The sequence below is a fragment of the Streptomyces sp. NPDC046860 genome, from assembly GCF_040645115.1.
In the GTDB taxonomy this organism is placed as follows: domain Bacteria; phylum Actinomycetota; class Actinomycetes; order Streptomycetales; family Streptomycetaceae; genus Streptomyces.
On record NZ_JBEYXQ010000007.1, the window covers coordinates 21,802 to 44,541 of the forward strand.

General features: G+C 73.1%; 20 protein-coding genes. 5 read left to right on the plus strand and 15 right to left on the minus strand.

Going from position 1 to position 22,740, the window contains the following annotated elements:
* The first annotated feature begins 23 nt into the window (after nt 1-23).
* The gene (locus ABZ898_RS12355) at nt 24-785 is read left to right on the plus strand and encodes a class I SAM-dependent methyltransferase (RefSeq protein WP_361656372.1); all 762 of its coding nucleotides are present in this window, start codon (nt 24-26) and stop codon (nt 783-785) included.
* 16 nt (nt 786-801) lie between these two features.
* Here ABZ898_RS12355 and ABZ898_RS12360 read toward each other — a convergent pair whose 3' ends face one another.
* The gene (locus tag ABZ898_RS12360) at nt 802-2,106 is read right to left on the minus strand and encodes an MFS transporter (RefSeq protein WP_361656375.1); all 1,305 of its coding nucleotides are present in this window, start codon (nt 2,104-2,106) and stop codon (nt 802-804) included.
* On the minus strand, nt 2,103-2,753 hold the full coding sequence (locus ABZ898_RS12365; RefSeq protein ID WP_361656378.1) for a GntR family transcriptional regulator: 651 nt from the start codon (nt 2,751-2,753) through the stop codon (nt 2,103-2,105). Before ABZ898_RS12365 ends, ABZ898_RS12360 begins: the two co-directional genes overlap by 4 nt.
* 211 nt (nt 2,754-2,964) lie before the next feature.
* On the opposite strand from ABZ898_RS12365, the gene ABZ898_RS12370 reads away from it, so the two are divergent.
* A complete protein-coding gene (locus ABZ898_RS12370) occupies nt 2,965-3,861 on the plus strand; it encodes a D-alanyl-D-alanine carboxypeptidase (RefSeq protein ID WP_361656381.1) in 897 nt (298 codons plus the stop codon).
* A 70-nt stretch (nt 3,862-3,931) separates the two neighbouring features.
* On the opposite strand, the gene ABZ898_RS12375 is transcribed toward ABZ898_RS12370, so the two are convergent.
* Genes ABZ898_RS12375 through pdhA (ABZ898_RS12385) form a run of 3 tightly spaced genes read right to left on the minus strand, consistent with a single transcriptional unit; the run spans nt 3,932 to nt 7,518 of the window.
* Entirely contained in the window at nt 3,932-5,338 is a 1,407-nt protein-coding gene (locus tag ABZ898_RS12375) for a dihydrolipoamide acetyltransferase family protein (RefSeq protein WP_361656384.1), read from the minus strand.
* A gap of 10 nt (nt 5,339-5,348) precedes the next feature.
* Nucleotides 5,349-6,326, minus strand: coding sequence for an alpha-ketoacid dehydrogenase subunit beta (locus tag ABZ898_RS12380; RefSeq protein WP_361656386.1), 978 nt, complete (start codon nt 6,324-6,326; stop codon nt 5,349-5,351).
* A 1-nt stretch (nt 6,327) separates the two neighbouring features.
* The gene (gene pdhA / locus ABZ898_RS12385) at nt 6,328-7,518 is read right to left on the minus strand and encodes a pyruvate dehydrogenase (acetyl-transferring) E1 component subunit alpha (protein ID WP_361656389.1); all 1,191 of its coding nucleotides are present in this window, start codon (nt 7,516-7,518) and stop codon (nt 6,328-6,330) included.
* 494 nt (nt 7,519-8,012) lie between these two features.
* Here pdhA (ABZ898_RS12385) and ABZ898_RS12390 point away from each other — a divergent pair, with 494 nt between their 5' ends.
* Nucleotides 8,013-9,056: a phosphotransferase gene (locus ABZ898_RS12390; protein WP_361656392.1), complete on the plus strand. Its 1,044-nt coding sequence runs from the start codon at nt 8,013-8,015 to the stop codon at nt 9,054-9,056.
* Nucleotides 9,057-9,126: 70 nt separating this feature from the next.
* Here ABZ898_RS12390 and ABZ898_RS12395 read toward each other — a convergent pair whose 3' ends face one another.
* Nucleotides 9,127-10,758, minus strand: a complete 1,632-nt coding sequence (locus ABZ898_RS12395) for a protein kinase (RefSeq protein ID WP_361656395.1) — start codon at nt 10,756-10,758, stop codon at nt 9,127-9,129.
* A gap of 357 nt (nt 10,759-11,115) precedes the next feature.
* On the opposite strand from ABZ898_RS12395, the gene ABZ898_RS12400 reads away from it, so the two are divergent.
* Nucleotides 11,116-12,723, plus strand: a complete 1,608-nt coding sequence (locus tag ABZ898_RS12400; RefSeq protein WP_361656398.1) for a protein kinase — start codon at nt 11,116-11,118, stop codon at nt 12,721-12,723.
* 25 nt (nt 12,724-12,748) lie between these two features.
* Here the strand turns inward: ABZ898_RS12400 and ABZ898_RS12405 are convergent, their stop codons facing one another.
* Both ABZ898_RS12405 and ABZ898_RS12410 read right to left on the minus strand, forming a co-directional pair.
* Nucleotides 12,749-13,171 (minus strand): hypothetical protein, encoded by a 423-nt coding sequence (locus tag ABZ898_RS12405; RefSeq protein WP_361656400.1) that lies wholly within the window; start codon nt 13,169-13,171, stop codon nt 12,749-12,751.
* Nucleotides 13,172-13,350: 179 nt separating this feature from the next.
* Entirely contained in the window at nt 13,351-13,890 is a 540-nt protein-coding gene (locus ABZ898_RS12410; protein ID WP_361656403.1) for a bacterial proteasome activator family protein, read from the minus strand.
* A gap of 162 nt (nt 13,891-14,052) precedes the next feature.
* Between ABZ898_RS12410 and ABZ898_RS12415 the strand changes: the two genes are divergently transcribed.
* Nucleotides 14,053-14,595 (plus strand): hypothetical protein, encoded by a 543-nt coding sequence (locus ABZ898_RS12415; protein WP_361656406.1) that lies wholly within the window; start codon nt 14,053-14,055, stop codon nt 14,593-14,595.
* 6 nt (nt 14,596-14,601) lie between these two features.
* On the opposite strand, the gene ABZ898_RS12420 is transcribed toward ABZ898_RS12415, so the two are convergent.
* The 7 genes from ABZ898_RS12420 to pdhA (ABZ898_RS12450) all read right to left on the minus strand — a co-directional run bounded on the left by ABZ898_RS12420 (nt 14,602) and on the right by pdhA (ABZ898_RS12450) (nt 22,730).
* Nucleotides 14,602-15,582 carry an NAD(P)H-quinone oxidoreductase gene (locus ABZ898_RS12420; RefSeq protein WP_361656409.1) on the minus strand — a complete coding sequence of 327 codons (981 nt, stop codon included), beginning with the start codon at nt 15,580-15,582 and terminating at the stop codon, nt 14,602-14,604.
* 47 nt (nt 15,583-15,629) lie between these two features.
* The gene (locus tag ABZ898_RS12425) at nt 15,630-16,727 is read right to left on the minus strand and encodes a potassium channel family protein (protein ID WP_361656412.1); all 1,098 of its coding nucleotides are present in this window, start codon (nt 16,725-16,727) and stop codon (nt 15,630-15,632) included.
* The gene (locus ABZ898_RS12430) at nt 16,724-18,142 is read right to left on the minus strand and encodes a molybdopterin molybdotransferase MoeA (RefSeq protein WP_361656415.1); all 1,419 of its coding nucleotides are present in this window, start codon (nt 18,140-18,142) and stop codon (nt 16,724-16,726) included. The genes ABZ898_RS12425 and ABZ898_RS12430 overlap by 4 nt, the downstream gene beginning before the upstream one ends.
* Nucleotides 18,139-18,975 (minus strand): NTP transferase domain-containing protein, encoded by an 837-nt coding sequence (locus tag ABZ898_RS12435; protein WP_361657038.1) that lies wholly within the window; start codon nt 18,973-18,975, stop codon nt 18,139-18,141. The genes ABZ898_RS12430 and ABZ898_RS12435 overlap by 4 nt, the downstream gene beginning before the upstream one ends.
* A gap of 202 nt (nt 18,976-19,177) precedes the next feature.
* Complete coding sequence (locus tag ABZ898_RS12440; protein WP_361656418.1) at nt 19,178-20,584, minus strand: dihydrolipoamide acetyltransferase family protein; 1,407 nt, start codon at nt 20,582-20,584, stop codon at nt 19,178-19,180.
* A complete protein-coding gene (locus ABZ898_RS12445) occupies nt 20,584-21,588 on the minus strand; it encodes an alpha-ketoacid dehydrogenase subunit beta (RefSeq protein WP_361656421.1) in 1,005 nt (334 codons plus the stop codon). Before ABZ898_RS12445 ends, ABZ898_RS12440 begins: the two co-directional genes overlap by 1 nt.
* Entirely contained in the window at nt 21,585-22,730 is a 1,146-nt protein-coding gene (gene pdhA, locus ABZ898_RS12450) for a pyruvate dehydrogenase (acetyl-transferring) E1 component subunit alpha (RefSeq protein ID WP_361656423.1), read from the minus strand. The genes ABZ898_RS12445 and pdhA (ABZ898_RS12450) overlap by 4 nt, the downstream gene beginning before the upstream one ends.
* Nucleotides 22,731-22,740: the final 10 nt, after the last annotated feature.

Genomic DNA, 22,740 nt, shown 5'->3' on the forward strand with positions numbered 1-22,740 from the left:
CGGCCGCCGTTAGCGTGCCCGGCATGACCACGGACCCCGCGCAGACCGGCCGGCTCAGGCGGCTCACCTTCCACGGCCCCCTCTCCGAGGCACGGGCGGGGGCGATCGTCGGGCGGCTCGCCGCCCAGCGGCCCCGCACCGTCCTCGACATCGGCTGCGGCTGGGGCGAGTTGATGCTGCGGGTGCTGGACGCCGTGCCCGAGGCGCGGGGGACCGGGATCGACACCGAGGAGGAGGACCTCGCGCGCGGGCGGGACAACGCGCGGGCGCGAGGGCTCGCCGGGCGGGTGGAGTTCCTCGCCGAGTCCGCGACCGGCACCACGCGCGGCCCCGCCGACCTGGTGCTGTGCCTGGGCGCCGGGCAGGCGCTGAGCACCGCCGAACCGCCCACCGCCGAGGCGCTGCGCGAGCTGCGGCGGCTGGTGGCCGACGGCGGCCGGGTCCTGCTCGGCGAGGGCTTCTGGGAGCGGACGCCCACCCCGGCCGAGCTGGCGGGCATGTGGCCCCGGGCGCGCCCCGAGGACCACACCGGCCTGGGCGAGCTGCTCGACCTCGCCGTCGCGGCGGGCTTCCGCCCCGAGTGGACGGAGACGGCGACCCGCTCGGAGTGGGAGGAGTTCGAGTCCGCGTACCAGGCCGACCAGGAGGTCTGGCTCGCCGGGCACCCGGACGATCCCCAGGCGGCCGCGGTCCGCGAGCGCCTGGACCGGCACCGGGGGCAGTGGATGAGCTATCGGGGCGTGCTGGGCCTGGCCTACCTCACCCTCGTCCCCGTGACCCGCTGACCGCCTCCGGCGCCGCTCACACCGCCGGTACGTGCACCGTCTCCACCCTGCTCGCCACCAGCCGCTCCCGCTCGCGGCGGGCGGCCCGGCCGCGCAGGCGGAGGATCTGGGTGAGGCCCAGCGCCTGGAGGACGAAGATCGCGCAGAAGGCCACCGAGTAGTTGTCGCCCGTGGCGTCCAGGAGGACGCCCACGGCGAAGAGCGTCGTCATGGAGGCGATGAAGCCGCCCATGTTGGTGATGCCGGAGGCGGTGCCCTGACGCTCGGGCGGATTGGCGGGGCGGGAGAAGTCGAAGCCGAGCATCGAGGCCGGCCCGCACGCGCCGAGCACCACGCACAGCGCCAGCAGCAGCGCCATCGGCGCGTGCTCACCGGGCCAGGCCAGGGTCAGCGCCCACATGAGGGCGGTCGCGGCGACCGTGCCGAGGGCCAGCGGCAGCCGGGCGGCGTGGTGCCGGGCGACGACCTGGCCGTAGACCAGCCCGATCACGATGTTGGAGAGCACCACCAGGGTGAGCAGCTCACCCGCGGTGGCCCGGCTGAGCCCCTGCGCCCGCACCAGGAAGGGCAGCCCCCACAGCAGCAGGAAGACCATCGCCGGGAACTGGGTGGTGAAGTGCACCCACAGCCCCAGCCGGGTACCGGGCTCCCGCCACGCCTGCGCGATCTGCCGGCGCACGTACGCGGCGCCCTGATGCGGGGAGGGCTCCGGCTCGTGGCCCTCGGGGTGGTCCTTGAGGAACAGCAGCGTCAGCACCAGCACGACCACACCCGCGAGCGCGCTGCCCGCGAACGCCGGGGTCCAGCCGAGCCCGTGCAGCAGCCGGGCCAGCACCAGGGTGGAGACGAGGTTGCCCGCCATGCCGACCAGACCGGCGAGCTGGGCCACGAACGGCCCGCGCCGGGCCGGGAACCAGCGGGTGCCCAGACGCAGCACGCTGATGAACGTCATCGCGTCGCCGCAGCCCAGCAGCGCGCGCGAGGCGAGGGCCGTGCCGTACGACGGGGAGAAGGCGAAGCCCAGCTGCCCGGCCGTGAACAGCACCGCGCCCAGGCACAGCACCTTCTTGGTGCCGAGCCGGTCGACCAGCAGGCCGACGGGTATCTGCATGCCCGCGTACACGAGGAGCTGGAGGATCGAGAACGTCGACAGCGCGGAGGCGTTCACCTGGAAGCGGTCGGCCGCGTCCAGGCCGGCCACGCCGAGCGAGGTGCGGAAGATGACGGCGACGAAGTAGACCGCGACGCCTATGGACCACACCGCGACGGCCCGGCGGCCGCCCGGAGGGTCACCCGGCAGGGTGGTGACGGCCCGGCTCATCGGACCTCCCCACGGGCCAGCTCGGAGAACCAGCCGACGTGCCGGTGCACGATCCCGACCGCGGCCTCCGCGTCCCCGGCGCGCAGCGCCTGGAGGATCTCGGCGTGCTCGGCGAGGGTCTTGGCGATCCGGTCGGGGTGCGAGTGCATGACGGCGACCCCCATCCGCAGCTGGCGGTCGCGCAACTGGTCGTAGAGCCGCGACAGGATCTCGTTGCCGCCGCTGCGCACGATCTCGGCGTGGAAGCGGCGGTCGGTGACGGCCGCGGCGGCGAAGTCGCCCGCCGCCGCCTGCTCCCGCTGCCGGTCCAGCAGTTCGGCGAGGCGCTCCAGCAGGGCGGGCGACGCGGGCACGGCCTTGCGGGCGGCGTGCTCCTCGACCAGCAGCCGGGTCTCCACCACGTCGGCGATCTCCTGCGCGGAGACCGGCAGCACCAGGGCGCCCTTCTTCGGGTACAGCCGGATCAGCCCCTCGGCCTCCAGCCGCAGCAGCGCCTCGCGGACCGGGGTGCGGGACACGCCCACCGCCTCGGCCAGCTCGCCCTCGGTGAGCAGGGTGCCGCCCTCGTACCGACGTTCGAGGACGCCCTGCTTGACGTGGGCGTAGACGCGGTCGGCGGCGGGTGGCTGCCTGGTGGCGGTTTGCATGCCCACAGGATAGATACAACATGCGTACGGGGGACAGCGCGGTCCAGGATGCGGACCCCGGCACAGGGCGGCGGCGGAGTCCCGGGAAATTTTTCTCCCGACGGGTGCAACCATGGGGGCCGTTCAGCTGTCACACACGTGCGGCCCTCCTTTCAGGGCACCTCAACTAGGCCGTACTCACGGGCATTTCAGACAATCGAGGTATTCCACTTTGATTACCGGCATCAAGGGCTCGTCCCTCCGCAGGGCCGCCGCCGTCGCCGTCGCGTCCGGCGCGCTGCTCACCACGAGTGCCCTCACCGTGGCGCCCGCGCAGGCCGCCTCCGCGCCGTCCATCGCGGCCGCGGGCGGTTACGCGATGAACAACTCGACCGGCGCGTCGCTGTACACCAAGAACGCGGACACCCGGCGCTCCACGGGTTCGACCACCAAGATCATGACCGCGAAGGTCGTCCTGGCGCAGCCGAACCTGAACCTGGACGCCAAGGTCACGATCCCGAAGGGCGCCAGCGACTACATCGTCGCCAACAACGCGTCCTCGGCCGGCCTGATCGTCGGCGACAAGGTCACCGTCCGCCAGCTCCTCTACGGGCTGATGCTGCCGTCCGGCTGCGACGCCGCGTACGTCCTCGCGGACAAGTACGGCTCGGGCAGCACGCACACCGCGCGCGTGAACTCCTTCCTCGGCAAGATGAACTCCGCCGCGAAGGCCCTCAACCTGAAGAACACGCACTTCGATTCCTTCGACGGCATCGGCAAGGGCTCGAACTACTCGACCCCGCGCGACCTGACGAAGATCGCCAGCAGCGCGATGAAGAGCGCGAACTTCCGCGCGATCGTCAAGACCAAGTCGTACACGGCGAAGACGGTCACCAAGACCGGCAGCACGCGCACGATGAAGGCGTGGACCAACACCAACACGCTGCTCAGCAGCTACAGCGGCACCATCGGCGTCAAGACCGGCTCCGGTCCCGAGGCCAAGTACTGCCTGGTGTTCGCCGCCACCCGCAACGGCAAGACGGTCATCGGCACGGTCCTCGCGTCGTCCTCCGTCACCCAGCGCGGCACGGACGCGACGAAGATCCTGAACTACGGCTTCACCAAGTAGCCCGCACGCCGAAGGGCCCGCCCCCACGGATCACTCCGTGACGGCGGGCCCTTCGCACACCTCCGGGCGGCTACGCCCAGGTGATCAGCCGCTTGGGCTGCTCCAGGACCGCGGCCACGTCGGCCAGCACCTTGGAGCCCAGCTCGCCGTCGACCAGGCGGTGGTCGAAGCTGAGGGCCAGCGTGGTCACCTGACGGGGCTTGACCTTGCCCTTGTGCACCCAGGGCTGGAGCTTGATCGCGCCGACCGCGAGGATCGCGGACTCGCCCGGGTTCAGGATCGGGGTGCCGGTGTCCACGCCGAAGACGCCGACGTTGGTGATGGTCACCGTGCCGCCCTGCATCGCCGCCGGGGACGTCTTGCCCTCGCGCGCCGTGGTCACCAGCTCGCCCAGCGCCGCCGACAGCTGCGGAAGCGTCTTGTCCTGGGCGTCCTTGATGTTCGGGACGATCAGACCGCGCGGGGTCGCGGCCGCGATACCCAGGTTCACGTAGTGCTTGAGCACGATCTCCTGGGCCGCCTCGTCCCAGGACGCGTTGACCTCGGGATTGCGCTTGATCGCGACCAGCAGGGCCTTGGCGATCAGCAGCAGCGGGTTCACCCGCAGCCCCTGGAACTCCTTGTCCTGCTTCAGCTCCTCGACCAGCTTCATCGTCCGCGTCACGTCCACGGTCACGAACTCCGTGACGTGCGGCGCCGTGAACGCCGAGCCGATCATCGCCTGCGCGGTCGCCTTGCGGACGCCCTTGACCGGGACACGGGTCTCCCGGCCGGAGTCGTACGCGGCCACGGCGGGCACCGCCACGGCGGGCGCGGGCACGGCGGCCGGGGCCGGAACCGGAGCTTCGACCACCGGAGTCACCGGAGCCACCGCCGCGTGCACGTCCTCGCGGGTGATGATGCCGTCCGGGCCGGACGGGGTGACCAGGGTCAGGTCGACACCCAGGTCCTTGGCGAGCTTGCGCACCGGCGGCTTGGCCAGCGGGCGCTCCTTGACCGGAGCCGCAGCACCGTGCCCGTTCAGCTCGGCCTGCACCGCCTGCGCGGCGGCGGCCACCGCCACGTCGGGCCCCTTGCGGGGACGCCGCTTGGTGGAGGAGGCGGCCACGCCGTACCCCACCAGCACCGGCGTACGGCCCTTCGGCTCGGCCTCCTCGGCGGCGGGCGCGGGCTCAGGCTCGGCGGGCGCGGCCGGCGCCGGCTCGGGAGCGGCCCCGCCCGACACGTCCACCGCGATGATCGCGGTGCCCACGTCGACCGTCGTGCCCTCGGCGAAGCGCAGCTCGCGCACCACCCCGTCGTAGGGGATGGGCAGTTCGACGGCCGCCTTGGCGGTCTCGACCTCGCACACCACCTGGCCGTCGGTGACCGTGTCCCCGACCTGTACGTACCACTTGAGGATCTCGGCCTCGGTGAGCCCCTCGCCCACGTCGGGCATCTTGAACTCGCGCACGGAAGCTTCCGTCATCGTCGTCACGAAACCTTCCTCAGTACGCCAGGGCGCGGTCGACGGCGTCGAGCACCCGGTCCAGGCTCGGCAGGTACTCCTCCTCCAGGCGGGCCGGCGGGTACGGGGCGTGATAGCCGCCGACCCGGAGCACCGGGGCCTCCAGGTGGTAGAAGCAGCGCTCGGTGATGCGCGCGGCGATCTCCGCGCCGGAGCCGAAGAACACCGGCGCCTCGTGGACGACCACCAGACGGCGGGTCTTCTCCACCGAGGACTGGATCGCGTCGAAGTCCAGCGGGGAGACCGAGCGCAGGTCGAGAACCTCCAGGGACTTGCCCTCCTCGGCGGCCGCGTTCGCCACCTCCTGGCAGAGCTTGACCATGGGGCCGTAGGCGGCCAGCGTCAGGTCGGTGCCCTCACGCACCACACGGGCCTTGTGCAGGGGGGCCGGGATCGCCTCGGCGTCCACCTCGCCCTTGTCCCAGTAGCGCCGCTTGGGCTCGAAGTAGATCACCGGGTCGTCGCTCTGGATGGCCTGCTGCATCATCCAGTAGGCGTCCGAGGAGTTCGACGGGCTGACGATCTTCAGACCGGCGACGTGCGCGAACAGCGCCTCGGGGGACTCGGAGTGGTGCTCCACCGCGCCGATGCCGCCGCCGTAGGGGATGCGGATGACGACAGGCATCTTGACCTTGCCCAGCGAGCGGGCGTGCATCTTCGCGAGCTGGGTGACGATCTGGTCGTAGGCCGGGAAGACGAAGCCGTCGAACTGGATCTCCACCACCGGGCGGTAGCCGCGCAGGGCCAGACCGATCGCGGCGCCCACGATGCCGGACTCGGCGAGCGGGGTGTCGATGACCCGCTCCTCGCCGAAGTCCTTCTGCAGGCCGTCGGTCACCCGGAAGACACCGCCGAGCTTGCCGACGTCCTCACCCATCACCAGGACCTTGGGGTCCTCTTCCAGGGCATGCCGCAGCGATTCGTTGATCGCCTTGGCCAGAGCCATCTTCTCGGCCATGTCAGTTGCCCCCTTCCGCGTCCGCGAACGACGCCTGGTAGGCGGCGAACTGGGCGCGCTCCTCGTCGACGAGCGCGTGCCCGTCCGCGTACACGTTCTCGAAGATGGCGAACCGGTCCGGGTCCGGCATCGCGCGGACCGCCTCACGCACCCGCTTGCCCAACGTCTCGGACTCGGCCTCCAGTTCCGCGAAGAAGTCCTCGTCCGCGTGGCCGGCCGCCTCCAGGTGGGCGCGCAGGCGCAGGATCGGGTCCTTCGCCTCCCACGCGACGCGCTCGTCGTCGTGCCGGTAGCGGGTCGGGTCGTCGGAGGTGGTGTGGGCGCCCATCCGGTAGGTGAACGCCTCGACCAGGGTGGGGCCCTCGCCGTTGCGGGCGCGCTCCAGCGCCCAGCGGGTCACCGCCAGGCAGGCCAGCACGTCGTTGCCGTCCACGCGGACGCCGGGGAAGCCGTAGCCCTGGGCGCGCTGGTAGAGCGGGACCCGGGTCTGCTTCTCGGTGGGCTCGGAGATCGCCCACTGGTTGTTCTGGCAGAAGAACACGACCGGGGCGTTGTACACCGCGGAGAAGGTGAAGGACTCCGCCACGTCGCCCTGGCTGGACGCGCCGTCGCCGAAGTAGGCGATCACGGCCGAGTCCGCGCCGTCCTTGGCCACGCCCATGGCGTAGCCGGTGGCGTGCAGCGTCTGCGAGCCGATGACGATCGTGTACAGGTGGAAGTTGTTGCCGTTGGGGTCCCAGCCGCCGTTGTTCACACCCCGGAACATGCCGAGCAGGTTGGTCGGGTCGACCCCGCGGCACCAGGCGACGCCGTGCTCGCGGTAGGTCGGGAAGACGTAGTCGTCCTCGCGGGTGGCGCGGCCGGAGCCGATCTGCGCGGCCTCCTGGCCGAGCAGGGACGCCCACAGGCCCAGCTCGCCCTGGCGCTGCAGGGCGGTGGCCTCGGCGTCGAAGCGGCGGGTGAGCACCATGTCGCGGTACAGGCCGCGCAGGTCGTCGGGGGTGATCCCGGCGACGTAGGCGTCGAACTCGGGGTTCTTGACCCGCTTGCCCTCGGGCGTCAGGAGCTGCACCAGCTCCGGCTCACCACCCTGCTTCGCGGCGCTGCGGTTGCTGCGCCTGGCGCCGGCGGTACCGGCCTTGCCTGCGGCGCTGCGTCGCGGCTTGCGCGCGGCACTGCTCTCCACGGTCACGTGTGCTCCTCCGTCGTTCCGGCCCACGGGGTTGCCGGTGAGCCTGGGGTCCCCCTTGCTCGGTCGGAGCCGGGGGGAGCGGCCACCTCTTCTCGACCACCGGGCACGGGGTGGGTGCCGCTCGGCCGGGAACAGGCGTGACAGGTGCCCCGGCGAGCGCCTGCGGCTTTTAACGTTACCCAGTGCTCCACATTTCTGTGAAACCCCACCTGACCTGCGATTTTGCTTGGATTTCCAAGTAAATCGGCAAAGCCCGGAAGTTCCCTGGTCACAGCCTTGCAGGAGGCCGGAGCAACGGCACGTTATCCCGCGCACCCAGCCCAAAGGAAGAGTCCCGGCGCGTCTGCGGGACCGGTCGCGGATTTCTTTCGCGCCTCTCGCGAATTGTGCTTCGAAGTTCACCGGGACACCCCGAGTGACCGAATGCGACCGCCGACGACTGGCTGTGATAAACCCCAGCTCACGGGGTCTTTCCGTGCCCTAGCATCGGCCGCGTGCAGCACCTTCGTGTACCACCCGCCGTGCCTCACGCGCCCCCGCTCGGCACCTTGTTATCCCTCTACGGAGCCGGTACGGCCCTCGCCTGCGAACCGGTCGACCAGGGGCTGCTCAACCGGGGCTACCGGGTGCGCACCACACGGGGCCGCTACTTCCTCAAGCACCACTTCGACCCCGACACCGCCGACCCCGACGCCATCGAGCGCCGCCACCTGGCCACCCGGCGCCTGGCCGAGGTCGGGGTCCCGGCCGTCCCGCCGCTGACCCACCGCGAGGGCCGTACGGTCGCCGTCGTCGGCGGCCACGCCTACGCCCTGCACCCCTGGATCGACGGCGGGCATCTGCACGGCGGCCAGCTCACCCGCTCCGAGAGCGCCCGCCTGGGGGCGCTGCTGGGGGCCGTGCACGCCTGTCTGGAGCGGGTCATGCCGCCCAAGGGGCGCACCCGCCCGGCCACGAGCCCGCACCCGGTGGAGAGCGCCGACCCGGCCGACACCTTCGACCTCATCGACGACCTGCTCGGCCACGTCCACCGGCACCGGCCGGCCGACGCCTTCGACGACCTGGCCCGCCACCGGCTGCTGGAACGCCGCGCGCTGCTGGAGCAGCACACCCACCGCCGCCCGCCGCGCGGCGGCCCGGTCGGCTGGGTGCACGGCGACTTCCACCCGTTCAACCTGCTCTACCGGGGCGGCACCCCGGCCGCCATCGTCGACTGGGACCGCCTCGGGGTGCAGCCCCGCGCGGAGGAGGCGGTACGGGCCGCCGCGATCTTCTTCGTACGGCCGGCGGGCATGCTGGACCTGCCCAAGGCGCGGGCGTACGCGCGGGCGTACCGGCGCGCGGCCCGCGCCACCCCCTCGGAGCTGGCGGCGGCCGTGCACCGGGTGTGGTGGGAGCGCCTGAACGACTTCTGGATGCTGCGCTGGCACTACGAGCGCGGTGACACCCGCGCCGACTGCCAGTTCCCGGCCGCCTCCGCGCTCGCGGTGTGGTGGACCAGGGAGTACGACGCGGTGTGCGACGCCTTCACGGGCTGAGCCGGTCCATGACCGGTCAGCCGCCCACCGGCCCGTCCGGACCGGGGGCGGAAGGCTGCGTGGTCGGCCTTCAAGTGCCGGTCGCGCCGCCGGCCTCAGTGCCGGCCACCGCACCGGCGTCCGTACCGCCGGCGTCAGCGCCGCCGGTTTCGGTGCCGCCGGTTTCGGTACCGCTCGTACCCGTCGTGCCGCCACCGCCGGTCGCCGGGTTGCCCGTCGCGGGCGGCGAGGTCTGCGGCTTGCTCGGCTGCGGCTTGCTCGGCTGCTGGTCGGTCGGCTCGTCCGACGGCTCGGTGGTGCCGGGGTCGGACGGGCTGCTGGACGGCGACCAGTTCGAACCGTTGCTCCAGCCCGAGCCGCCCTGGGTGGCCGGGTTGTCGGTGGGCTCGTCGGTGGTGTCGTCGGACGGCGTCTCGGACGTCTCGTCGCTCTTGTGGCTCTGGGAGTGGCTCGGCGACGGCTTGTTGCTCGGCGTGCCGTCGCCGCCCGTGTTGTTCAGCGCGAGCGCGACACCGGCCACCACCGCGACCACCGCGAGCGCGGCCAGCACCCACAGCTTGCCCCGGCCGCTGCCTCTGTTGCCGTTGCCCTCGAAGCCGCCGTCGTCGCCGCCCCGGTAACCGCCGGGCAGGATCGGCTGCGGGATCTGCGTGGTGCCGCCGCCGTAGCCGCCGGACTGGGGCATGACGGTGGTGCCCGCGAAGCCGCCGGGCGGGGTCGGCGCGCCCGGGGAGGCGTCCACCGGGCCGGTGTTCCAGGTGCCGGAGTGGGCGCCCTGGTCGTACAGCATCTGCAGGCCGTACTGGATCAGGCCGCGCATCTCCTCGGCCGTCTGGAAGCGGTCGTCCGGCTCCTTGGCGAGGGAGCGCATGACCAGGCCGTCCAGCTCGGGCGGGCAGTCCCCGGTGACCTGCGAGGGCGGCACGGGCATGTCCTGCACGTGCTGGTAGACCACCGACAGCGGGGTCTCACCGGTGAACGGGGGCCGCAGCGCGAGGAGTTCGTAGAGCAGGCAGCCGGTCGCGTACAGGTCGGAGCGGTGGTCGACGGCCTTGCCGAGCGCCTGCTCCGGGGAGAGGTACTGCGGGGTGCCCATGACCATGCCGGTCTGCGTCATCGTCGTGGAGGCGCCGTGCAGGGCGCGGGCGATGCCGAAGTCCATCACCTTCACCGCGCCGTTGTCGGTGATGATGACGTTGGCGGGCTTGATGTCACGGTGCACGATGCCGTGCTGGTGCGAGTAGGCGAGCGCGTCCAGCACCCCGGAGACGATGAGCAGGGCCTGCTCGGGTCCCGGCGCGTCCGCGTCGACCAGCAGCTCACGGATGGTGCGGCCCTCGACCAGCTCCATCACGATGTACGGCACGGCCTGGCCGCCCGCCTGGTCCTCGCCGGAGTCGTACACGGCGACGATCGAGTGGTGGTTGAGTCCGGCCACCGACTGGGCCTCGCGGGTGAAGCGGGCCTTGGAGGTGGGGTCCTCGGCGAGGTCGGCGCGCAGCAGCTTGACCGCGACCGTGCGGCCCAGACGGACGTCCTCGGCCGCGAACACCTCGGCCATGCCGCCCCGGCCGAGCCGGTGGGTGAGCCGGTAGCGGCCGTCGCCGACGAGCCCGCCGTTGCCCCAGTTCTCCGGCGACTCCGCCATACCGCCGGCCGCCTCTGGGTCGGACGGGCCCTGGCCGCCGTGCGTCTGTGCCATCGGTCCTCGCCGTCGTTTCTGCCCGCGGTGCGCGGTGTCTTACGGTCTCCGTCGGGCCACGCTACAGCCTCACCGGTGGCCGCCGGTCCCGATCCGGCACCGGGACGGGCCCAGCACGGACCGGCCATGAAACCCGCAGCACAGGCACCCGTGCAAATTCCGTGCAGCGCTCGTACGCCTGCTGTAACGCTTCCGCGACGCTTCTTTCGCGTACGGTCACGGAACGGGCACCGGGCTTGACGTGTCCGTGCCCTCGGGCAGACTTGGCCGGGAATGACACATTCGATCAAGTCGTGTGCGCTGCGGCACATGTCAGGTCGATGACGGCTCCGACGGGCCAGTGGGGGACACGGAACGATGAGCCAGGACGGCGCACAGGGCGGCCGCTACCCGGGACGCGCACTGGCCTCAGGCCGCTACCAGCTGCGCGACCTGCTCGGCGAGGGCGGCATGGCGTCCGTGCACCTGGCCTACGACTCGGTGCTGGACCGCCAGGTGGCCGTCAAGACGCTGCACACCGAGCTGGGCCGGGAGCAGGCGTTCCGCGAGCGGTTCCGCCGCGAGGCCCAGGCCGTGGCCAAGCTCACCCACACCAACATCGTCTCCGTCTTCGACACCGGCGAGGACGAAGCGGACGGCATGCCCTACATCGTCATGGAGTACGTGGAGGGCCGCCCGCTCGGCTCCGTACTCGCCGACGACATACGGCAGTTCGGCGCGATGCCCGCCGACCGGGCCCTGAAGATCACCGCGGATGTGCTGGCCGCGCTGGAGATCAGCCACGAGAAGGGGCTGGTCCACCGGGACATCAAGCCGGGCAACGTGATGACCACCAAGCGCGGTGTGGTCAAGGTGATGGACTTCGGCATCGCGCGGGCCATGCAGTCCGGGGTCACCTCGATGACGCAGACCGGCATGGTCGTCGGCACCCCGCAGTACCTCTCCCCCGAGCAGGCGCTCGGCCGGGGCGTGGACGCCCGCTCCGACCTGTACTCGGTCGGCATCATGCTGTTCCAGCTCGTCACCGGCCGTCTGCCGTTCGACGCGGACTCGCCGCTGGCCATCGCCTACGCGCACGTGCAGGAGGAGCCGGTCGCGCCCTCCTCCATCAACAGCGCCCTGCCCCCGGCGGTGGACGCCCTGGTGGCCCGCGCGCTGAAGAAGAACCCGGCCGAACGCTTCCCCACCGCCGAGTCCATGCGCGACGAGTGCCTGCGCGTGGCCGCCTCCCTCCAGCCGGCCGCGCCGAGCATCGTGCCGGGCGCGGGTCCGACGCAGAGCGGCGCGGGTGTGGGCTCGGCGGTGTTCCCGCCGGTGGACCGGACGGCCCCGCAGCCGCACCCCGGCCCGGTGCGGCAGCCGTACCAGCCGACGCCGAACCCGTACGGCACCCCGCCCCCGTCCTACGGCTACCCGCAGCAGGGCGGCTACCCGACGCCCCCGGCGTACGGGCAGCAGCCCGCGCCCGCCTACGGCGCCCAGCCGCCGACCGCCGTACCCGCCTCCGGGAACGGCGGACGCGGCGGCAAGCCGGTCCTGATCGGCTCGGTCGCGGTGGCCGCGGTACTGATCGCGGGCCTGCTGATCGCGCTGAACATGAACAAGAAGGACGACGACAAGGCGGGCGGCGGCAGCTCCCCCAGCGCCTCCACCTCCTCGCACGCGGCCGGTTACCGGGGTCCGGACACCTCCCGGACGATCGAGGAGACCGAGTGCACCGAGCCGGAGGAGTCCTACGACGACGAGGACAAGGTCCGGCTGCCCGACTTCCGGTACAAGAACATCGACTCGGTGAAGGCGTGCTTCCAGGCCGCGAGCTGGCGGTACACGGTGAAGAAGGAAGACAACAACACCTGGGGCGACGGCACGGTCCTCGACCAGTTCCCCGCCCCCGGCACCGACGTCGACCCCAAGAACATCGGTGAGGTCTCGCTCAGCGTCTCCACGGGTGAGCCGCCGCAGTGACCGGAGGCCGGGAACCCGGCCGCCCTCAGCTGTAGGGGTTGGTCTTGATGCTGGAGGTGCAGATCTTCAGCAGGTCGTTGCCCTCGAACAGGCCGACGTCGATACGGACCGCCGCGATGCCGTTGGTGTCGGAGGCGCTGGTGTCCCAGACCTGATCGGCGCCGTTGCCGCCGTAGTTGTGGTGCCAGGGCCATGCCTGGAAGTCACCGTTGTTGCGGATGGTGGACAGCCGGACGGCCGCGTGGTGGCCGTCCGCCGCGTTGTCGAGCGCGCGCAGGCGCAGCGGGTCGACGCGGGTCTTGCTGGTGAAGAAGCCGGTGTAGGCGCCGTAGGCACCGGTGACACCGCAGTTGCCGGTGACCATCGAGTCGGCGGCCGCCGGAGTGGCCATCGCCGGCACGGCCAGACAGGCCAGAGCGCCGGCGACGACAAGCGCGGAACGTCTCATCTGCACAAGAGGTCCTTTCCTGGAGCCGGAAAGCCCAAAGGCTAGACAGAACGCCCTTTCTGACCAACCGTCGGCGAGATCTTGTGACCGGGATCACCGGGCGGACGGAAGGCGTGCGAAGGGCCCGGCGGTCGTCCGCCGGGCCCCTTCGTCTGCCTGACCTGCCGCGCCCGTGAGGGCTAGAGGTACGGGCCGCCCGAGCGGCCGCCGGTGTGCGGCTCCTCGCCGCCCTCCGGCACCATCCCCGGCGGCAGCGCGCGCCGCATCTGCTCCAGCTGGGCCCGCGCGGCCATCTGCTGGGCGAACAGCGTGGTCTGGATGCCGTGGAACAGGCCCTCCAGCCAGCCGACGAGCTGGGCCTGCGCGATCCGCAGCTCCGCGTCGCTCGGCGTCCCCTCGTCGGTGAAGGGCAGCGAAAGCCGCTCCAGCTCCTCCACCAGCTCCGGCGCCAGACCGTCCTCCAGCTCCTTGACCGAGCTGGCGTGGATCTCCTTCAGCCGGACCCGGCTGGCCTCGTCCAGAGGAGCGGCGCGCACCTCCTCCAGCAACTGCTTGATCATGCTGCCGATCCGCATGACCTTCGCCGGCTGCTCGACCTGCTCCGTCACCGGAGTCTCGCGGGAGCCCTCGTCCGTGCCGCCACCGAGCGCCATCCCGTCCTGTCCCACGACGAGGATCTGGGGGTTCTCGGGCGACCGTTCGTTCCTCGGCATCTCCATGCCGTCATTCTCTCGCACCCCTCCACCCCATCACCGCCGCACCCCCGCCCGCCGGTGATCCGGCATTCCGACCCCGACGGCCCAACCGGAAATGCCCGTCCCGCCATGAAATGTGAGGCTGGATTCCGTCTTTCCCTCGGTATTCCTCCGGAGGTCACCGACGTGACTCCATGGCTGCGACTCACGCTCCGCCTGGTGCGGGTGCTGCTCGTGCTGGCGACGGCGGCACCCGTGTGCGGCACGGCGGCCGCGTACGGCGCGGAGAGCGCCCCGCCGGGTTCCCCCACGCCCTCGGGCCGTGCCTCCACGCCCGCCGTACGCGCCCGGAACGCCGCGGACACCGCCTCGGCGTCCCCGACCGTGTCCAAACCCGCGCGGGCCGGGAGCCGGGCGGGAGAGGGGCAGATGCGGCCAGGACGGCCCCAGCGGCCGGACCCGGAGGAGCAGGCCCAGGACCCGGCGGGCAGCGGCACGCCCGTCACCCCGGCGGCCGCCTACCCGGAGGAGCCGGAGACCGCCGACAGCCCCGCCGCCCCCACTCCGACCGCGCCCACGGCCACCGCCGCCGACTCCCGGCCGGCCGTCCGGCCGGGGGAGGACACCGCCGCGCCGGCGCCGCGGTACCTCCCCCTGGGCAGCGGACTCGTCCTGCTCGGCCTGGGACTCGCCCTGGCCATGGCCGGACTGCGGCTGCGCCGCCCCTGAGAAGGGTTACGGGGCGACCAGCAGCACCTTGCCGATGTGGCCGCTGCCCTCCACGACCCGGTGTCCCTCGGCCGCGTCGGTCATCGGCAGCTCACGGTCGACCACGGGTCGCACGACACCCGAGGCGATCAGCGGCCACACGTGCTCGCGCACGGCCGCCACGATGGCCGTCTTCTCGCTCAGCGGGCGGGCCCGCAGCGAGGTGGCGCTGACCGCGCCGCGCTTGCCCAGCAGCAGCCCGATGTTCAGCTCGCCCTTGGTGCCGCCCTGCATGCCGATGATCATGACGCGGCCGTTGACGGCCAGCGCCTCCACGTTCCGGCCCAGGTACTTGGCGCCCATGTTGTCGAGGATGACGTCGGCACCGGCCCCGTCGGTGGCCCGCTCGATCTCCGCGACGAAGTCCTGCTCGCGGTAGTTGATCAGGATGTCCGCGCCCAGCTCGGCGCAGAAGTCGAGCTTCTCCTTGGTGCCGGCCGTCACCGCGACCCGCGCCCCGATGGCCTTGGCCAGCTGGATCGCCATGGTGCCGATTCCGCTGGAGCCGCCGTGCACGAGCAGCAGCTCGCCGGGCCTCAGGTGGGCCAGCATGAAGACGTTGGACCAGACCGTGCAGGCCACCTCGGGCAGCGCGGCCGCCTGCTTCAGGTCGATGCCCTCGGGCACCGGCAGCAGCTGCCCGGCCGGGATGACGACCTTCTGCGCGTAGCCGCCGCCCGCGAGCAGCGCGCACACCTCGTCGCCCACGGACCACCCGGAGACACCCGGACCGAGCGCGGCGATCCGGCCGGAGCACTCCAGACCGGGGTAGGCGGGGGCGCCGGGCGGCGGGTCGTAGTGGCCCTGGCGCTGCATGATGTCGGCGCGGTTGACCGCGCTCGCCACCACCTCGACCAGCACCTCGCCCTCGCCGGGCACCGGATCGGGCACCTCGGTCCAGGTCAGCGTCTCGGGGCCACCGGGTTCGGGAATCGTGATCGCATGCATGTCAGCGACGCTACTCCCCGGCCCGGCCGAAGGCCGGGCGGCCTCGCTCAGTCGCCCGGCAGTGGACGTGCGTGCGGGGCGACGTGCGCGCTCGGCGTGGCCCGGACGATGGTGATCAGCCGGTCGGTGAGCTGCAGCTCCCCGACGGCCGGATCGTCGTACCCGAGGACACGGTGCCCGCGTACGACGCTGACCACGAGGTCCTCCGCCTCACGCGGCGTGCGGCCCACCTCGGCGCGCACCACCGGGCGGTCCACGATGTCCAGGCCGCTGCCCTGCTGGATCAGGTCCTCCATCACCATGCCGGCCGCGGGGCTGAGCACCGACAGACCGAGCAGCCGGCCCGCGGCCCCGGAGCTGGTGATCACCGCGTCGGCGCCCGACTGCTTGAGCAGCGGGGCGTTCTCCTCCTCGCGGACGGCGGCCACGATCTTCGCGCCCCGGTTGAGCTGCCGGGCCGTCAGGGTGACCAGCACGGCGGTGTCGTCGCGCTGCGGGGCGATGATGATCTGCCGCGCCTTGTGCACCTCCGCGCGCCGGAGCACATCGCTGCGGGTGGCATCGCCGGTGACGCCCGCGTAGCCCTCGGCGGTGGCCGCCTCGATCGCCTTGGAACTGGGGTCCACGACGACGACCTGTTCCTTCTTCAGCCCGGTCGCGCAGACGGTCTGGATCGCCGAACGCCCCTTCGTGCCGAAGCCGATGACCACGGTGTGGTCGCGCAAGGTGGACCTCCAGCGGTTGAGACGCCATTCCTCACGGGTGCGTTCGGTGAGGACCTCCAGCGTGGTGCCGACCAGGATGATCAGGAAGAGCACGCGCAGCGGGGTGACGACGAGGATGTTGACGAGCCGGGCACTGTCACTGACCGGGGTGATGTCGCCGTACCCGGTGGTGGAGAGGGTGACCGTCGCGTAGTAGAACGCGTCGAGCAGATCGACGGGGCCGTCGGAGATGTCGCGGTAGCCGCCCCGGTCTGCGTAGACGACGAACGCGGTGGCGACCAGCACCAGCAGCGCCATGGCCAGGCGTTTGGTGACCTGGCGCAGGGGGCGCTCCACCGCCTTCCTCGGAAGCTTCACCCGGGAGGGCACCAGATGCTCGTCGGCCTGGCGGGCTATGGCGTCATGGCCCGGAAGTTTCACGTGAAACACACTCCGATTCCGGCCGTGGCCCACGGCAGGTCCAGCAGTTCCATGGAGGCGCCCTGCGGCGCACCGCCCGGCGGGACGACGGCCAGCGCGTCGGCGGCGGCGATCCCGCGCAGCATGGCGGGCCCGCTGTAGCGCAGCGGTGCGGCCCGCTCGCCGCGCAGCACGACGGGCACGAGCCGGGTGTCGTCCGGATGCCCCTGCACCGCTTCCCGGAGCGGCGTCCGGTACGGCTCCAGCTCCGGATGGGCGGCCAGCGCCCGCAGCAGCGGCTCGGCGAGCGTCATCAGCCCGGAGACGGCCGCGAGCGGGTTGCCGGGCAGCCCGACGAGATGCTGGTCCGCCTTGGTACGGGCCAGCAGCATGGGGTGGCCGGGGCGCACCGCGACGCCGTCGACGAGGAGTTCGGCGCCGATCCGGTCCAGGGTGGGATGGACGTGGTCGACCGGTCCGGCGGCGGTGCCCCCGGTGGTGACGATCAGTTCGGCGCGGGAGGTGGTGATCGCCTTGCGCAGGGCCTTGGCGTCGTCGCCGAGCCTGCGGACGGCGACGACCTCGGCGCCCAGGGCGCGCAGCCACGGCGCGAGCATGGGGCCGAGCGCGTCCCGGATCAGCCCGTCGTGCGGCAGCCCCTCGGTGAGGAGTTCGTCCCCGAGGACGAGGACCTCGGCGCGCGGGCGCGGCACGACCGCGAGGGTGTCGTACCCGGCGGCCGCGGCCAGGCCCAGCACGGCCGGGGTGATCAGGGTCCCGGCGGGCAGCAGCCGGTCGCCGCGACGGCACTCCTGACCGCGCGGCCGGATGTCCTGACCGTGGCTCAGTTCCCGGGTGGCGTGCAGCCGTTCCTGGGGGCCGGTGCCGCCGTGCTCGCTGCGCAGGACGGCGGTGACCCCGGCGGGCACCCGGGCGCCGGTGGCGATACGGACCGCCTCGCCGTCCGTGAGCGGCTCGGGCGGCGCGTGCCCGGCGAGCACCCCGCCGTCCCGCAGCCGCCAGGGCCCGGGTCCGGCGACGGCCCAGCCGTCCATCGCGGAGGTGTCGAAGGAGGGCAGGTCGCCGAGCGCGTCCAGGGGGGCGCCGAGGACCAGCCCGAGGGCGTCGCCGAGGGCGACGGAGACACCGGGCCGCCGCTCCCCCGCGCGCCCGGCCCGGGCGGCGATCTCACGGGCCCGAGGCCAGGAGGTGGCGCCCTCGTGGCCGTGCCCGCGCATGGGTCCCGGGTGCCCGTCCGGGCGGGCGGGCGCGCGGCCCGCCCGCCCGGCTCGGTCGGTCCGGTCGGCTCGGTCGGTCCGGTCGGCTCGGTCGGTCCGGTCAGCCACGGGGTCGCGGACGAGCGCCAGGGCGTCGTCCACGCCGAGGTCGTCGCCGTTGCCCGCGTGCGGGCCGGCGTGGGTTCCGGAGGGGGTCATCCGGCATCCGGGGCGGACTCGCCTCCGCCGTGCTCGGCCTCCCAGCGCATCGCCAGCGCGGCGACCTTGCCCGCCGCCTCGGCGATGGACTCGGCGTCGCCGTTGCCCTGCGCGGCGGCGTAGCCGACGAGGAAGGTGGTGAGCGGCGCGGCGGGGCGTGCCACGCCGTGGGCGACATCGCGGGCCACGTCGAGGAGGACACGGGTGTCGACCTCGAGCTCGATGCCCAGCTCGTTCTTGACTGCGGTGATCCATTCGTTCAGCACGTGCCCATGCTCCCTGATCCGCGCTCTGGCGTGGGCGATGTCGTCCCAGGTGTCGCAGTCGAAGGAGGCGAGCGGGTCGGTGAGCCGGGTCAGTCGCAGGGCACCGGTCAGGCGGCGCAGCGGCAGCCCGGTCAGCCCGCCGTGCTCGGCGGCGAGGGCCGCGAGGGCGTCCCGCAGGGCGGCGGTGCGGTAGGCGGCCACGAGGGGCTGGTCGCGGCCGTCGTCGTCGGTGAGCATCGCTCCGTCGGCGCCGGTGTCCCGAAGGGCGGCCAGCAGCCGGTGGAGGGTGTCGGCGTCGAGGAAGGGCAGGTCGGCGGAGAGCACCACCGCCTCCTCGGCGGTGGTCAGCCGCAGTCCCGCGTCGAGCGCGGCGACGGGCCCCGCGCCGGGCGGCTCCTCCCGCGCCCAGCGCACCGGCCGGGCGGTGGAGCGGGGGTCGGCCACGACGACGGTGGTGGCGGCGTCGGCGCAGGCGGCCAGCACCCGGTCGAGCAGCGCCCTGCCGCCGACCTGGACACCGGGCTTGTCCGCCCCGCCCAGCCGGCGCGCGCCGCCCCCGGCGAGCACGACGGCGTCATACGGTGCGCCCGGTTCCGGCGCGGACCCGCCGGCCTGGGAGGAGGCGGCCGGAGGGGATACGTCCTGGGCGTTGTCGGTCACCCTTCGAGTATGGCCGGTGGGCGCTCTTCGAGTATGGCCGGTGGGCGCTCCGGCGGCGGACGCCGCCCGCCGGGCCGCCGCGCGGGGAGCGGGCGGCCCGGCAGGCGTCTCACACCGTGCGGAGCAGCACGGCCGGCGCTTCCACGCAGTCGGCCACGTACCTGAGGAAGCCCCCGGCCGTCCCGCCGTCGCAGACCCGGTGGTCGAAGGTGAGCGAGAGCTGCACGACCTGGCGCACGGCCAGCTCGCCCTCGTGCACCCAGGGCCTCGGGACGATGCGGCCGACGCCGAGCATGGCCGCCTCGGGGTGGTTGATGATGGGGGTCGAGCCGTCGACGCCGAAGACGCCGTAGTTGTTCAGCGTGAAGGTGCCGCCGGTGAGTTCGCCCGGGGTCAGCCGTCCGGCGCGGGCGGCCTCGGTGAGCCGGGCGAACTCGGCGGTCAGCGACTCGGCGTCCCGCCGGTGGGCGTCCCGGACGACCGGAACGACCAGTCCGCGTTCGGTCTGCGCGGCGAACCCCAGGTGCACGCCGGGCAGCCGCACGATCTCGCGGGCCTCGGTGTCGACGTAGGAGTTCAGCTCCGGGAACCTGGCGAGGGCGGCCGCGCAGATCCGGGCGAGCAGCGCGACCAGGGAGATCTTCGGGCCCCCGGCGGCGTTCATCGCGGCCCGCGCGCGCAGGAGTCCGGTCGCGTCGGCGTCGACCCAGCAGGTGGCGTCCGGGATCTCCCGGCGGCTGCGGCTCAGCTTCTCGGCGACGGCCCCGCGCACGCCCTTGAGGGGGACACGGGTGCCTTCGGAGGCGGCGGCCGGGGTCAGGGGCGGGGCCGGGGCCAAGGTCGGTGCCTCGGTGGGCGCCGGCATCTCGACGCGCAGGGCCGCTTCCACGTCCGCCCGCAGGATCAGGCCGTCCGGGCCGGACCCGCGCAGGGCGCGCAGATCGACTCCGTTGTCCCGGGCGAGCTTGCGGACCAGGGGCGAGATGACGGGCACCGGTCCCTGCGGGGCTGGCGGTGCCGCTTCGGCCCGGACGCCGGGAGCGGCCGGGGCGGTCGGGGCGGTCGGGGCTGCCGGAGCGGCCGGGGCGGTCGGGGTGGCTGGGGCTGCCGGAGTGGCCCCGTCGGTCACGGTGATCTCCGCGCGCACCCGGCGCCGGCGCCGCGCGGGCGCCTGGGTGCCGTATCCGACCAGGACGTTCCCGGAGCCCTCGGTCCGCTCGTCCGGGGCGAGGTCGCCGCCGGGTTCCCCGGCTGGTCCCGCGGGGTCGGGGGAGCCGACCGCGACGGTGATCAGCGGTGCTCCCACGGGCAGTTCGGTGCCCTCCTCGCCGAAGCGGGCGGTGACGACGCCGCCGTAGGGGCAGGGCACCTCCACCATCGCCTTGGCCGTCTCGACCTCGACCACCGGCTGGTCGACCGCGACCACGTCGCCCACGGCCACCAGCCAGCGCACGATCTCCGCCTCGGTGAGCCCCTCACCGAGATCGGGCAGCTTGAACTCCAGTACCTGTGCCATCAGTTCTCCGCCTCCCACTGCAGGCGGGCCACCGCGTCCAGCACCCGGTCGACACCGGGCAGGTGGTGCCGCTCCAGCATCGGCGGCGGGTAGGGCAGGTCGAACCCGGCCACGCGCAGCACGGGCGCCTCCAGGTGGTGGAAGCAGCGCTCGGTGATCCGGGCCGCGATCTCGCCGCCCGGCCCGCCGAAGCCGGTGGACTCGTGCACGACGACCGCGCGTCCGGTGCGCCGCACGGAGGCGCAGACCGTCTCGTCATCGAAGGGCACCAGCGAGCGCAGGTCGAGGACCTCCAGGTCCCAGCCCTCCGCGCGGGCGGCCTCGGCGGCCTCCATGCACACCGGCAGGGACGGCCCGTAGGTGACGAGGGTGGCGCTGCTGCCGGGGCGCCGGACCACCGCGCGCCCGATGGGCTCCACCTCGGTGGGGTGGTCGGCGTTCCAGGAGTCCTTCGACCAGTACAGCCGCTTGGGCTCCAGGAAGACCACGGGGTCGTCGGAGGCGATGGCCTGCCGGAGCAGCCCGTAGGCGTCGGCGACGGTGGCCGGGGTGACGACGTGCAGGCCGGGGGTGGCCATGTAGTACGCCTCGGAGGAGTCGCTGTGGTGCTCGACGCCGCCGATGCCGCCGCCGTAGGGGACGCGCACGGTGATCGGCAGCGGCATCCGGCCCCGGGTGCGGTTGCGCATCCGGGAGACATGGCTGATCAACTGCTCGAACGCCGGGTAGGCGAAGGCGTCGAACTGCATCTCCACCACGGGCCTGAGGCCGTACATGGCCATGCCCACGGCGGCGCCGAGGATGCCCGCCTCGGCCAGCGGGGTGTCCGTGCACCGGTCCTCGCCGAACTCGGCGGCGAGCCCATCGGTGACCCGGAAGACCCCGCCGAGGGTGCCGACGTCCTCGCCCATGACATGGACGGCGGGGTCGGCGGCCATCGCGTCGCGCATCGCGCGGGTGAGGGCCTGCGCCATGGTGGCGGGCTTGACGGCGACGGTGGTCATCGCGGGTCGCCTTCCTGGTCGTCCTGCTCGGCGGCCAGCTCGGTCCTGAGCAGCGCGCGCTGTTCGCGCAACTGCGGGGTGGGCTCGGCGTACACGTGGTCGAAGAGGTCCATGGGGTCGAGCCGGGGGTCCTGGTTCATGCGCTCGCGCAGGTCGGCGGCCATCGCCTCGGCGTCCCGCCGGACCGCGTCCAGGGCGGCCTCGTCGAGCAGCCCGCGCGCGGTCAGCTCGCGCTCCAGGAGCTGGACGGGGTCGTGCCTCCGCCAGGTCTCGACCTCGTCGTCCTCGCGGTAGCGGGTGGCGTCGTCGGCGTTGGTGTGGGCCTCGACGCGGTAGGTCACCGCCTCGACCAGGGTCGGGCCGCCGCCCGCGCGGGCGTGCCGCACCGCGTCGCTGAGCACTTCGTGCACCGCGACCGCGTCGTTGCCGTCCACAAGGCGGCCCGGCATGCCGTACCCGACCGCCTTGTGGGCGAGGGAGGGCGCGGCGGTCTGCTTGGCCAGCGGGACCGAGATGGCGAAGCCGTTGTTCTGCACGAGGAAGACGACGGGGGCCTGCCAGACGGCGGCGAAGTTCAGCGCCTCGTGGAAGTCGCCCTCGCTGGTGCCGCCGTCGCCGACCATGGCCAGCGCGACCACGTCGTCCCCCTTGAGGCGCGCGGCGTGCGCGAGGCCCACGGCGTGCGGCAACTGGGTGGCGAGCGGGGTGCTGAGCGGGGCGACGCGGTGGGTGTGCGGGTCGTAGCCGTTGTGCCAGTCGCCGCGCAGCAGGGTGAGGGTCTCGACCGGGTCGACGCCGCGGGCGACGACGGCAAGGGTGTCGCGGTAGCTCGGGAAGAGCCAGTCGCGTTCCTCCAGGGCCAGGGCGGCGGCGACCTCGCACGCCTCCTGACCGGTGCTGGAGGGGTACACGGCAAGCCGGCCCTGCTTGGTGAGCGCGGTGGCCTGCGTGTTGTACCGGCGGCCGCGGACCACCTGGCGGTACAGCCGGCGCAGCAGATCCGGGTCGGCCTTGGCGGCCGTGTCGGTGCCGAGCACGCGGTACGGCTCGGCGTCGGGCAGCAGCGGCGCGGGGTCCGTGCGGGGCTGCCAGGCGGGCGGCGGCGATGGCCGGTACGCGCCCCGCTGCTCCATGACCGTCATGACGGCACCT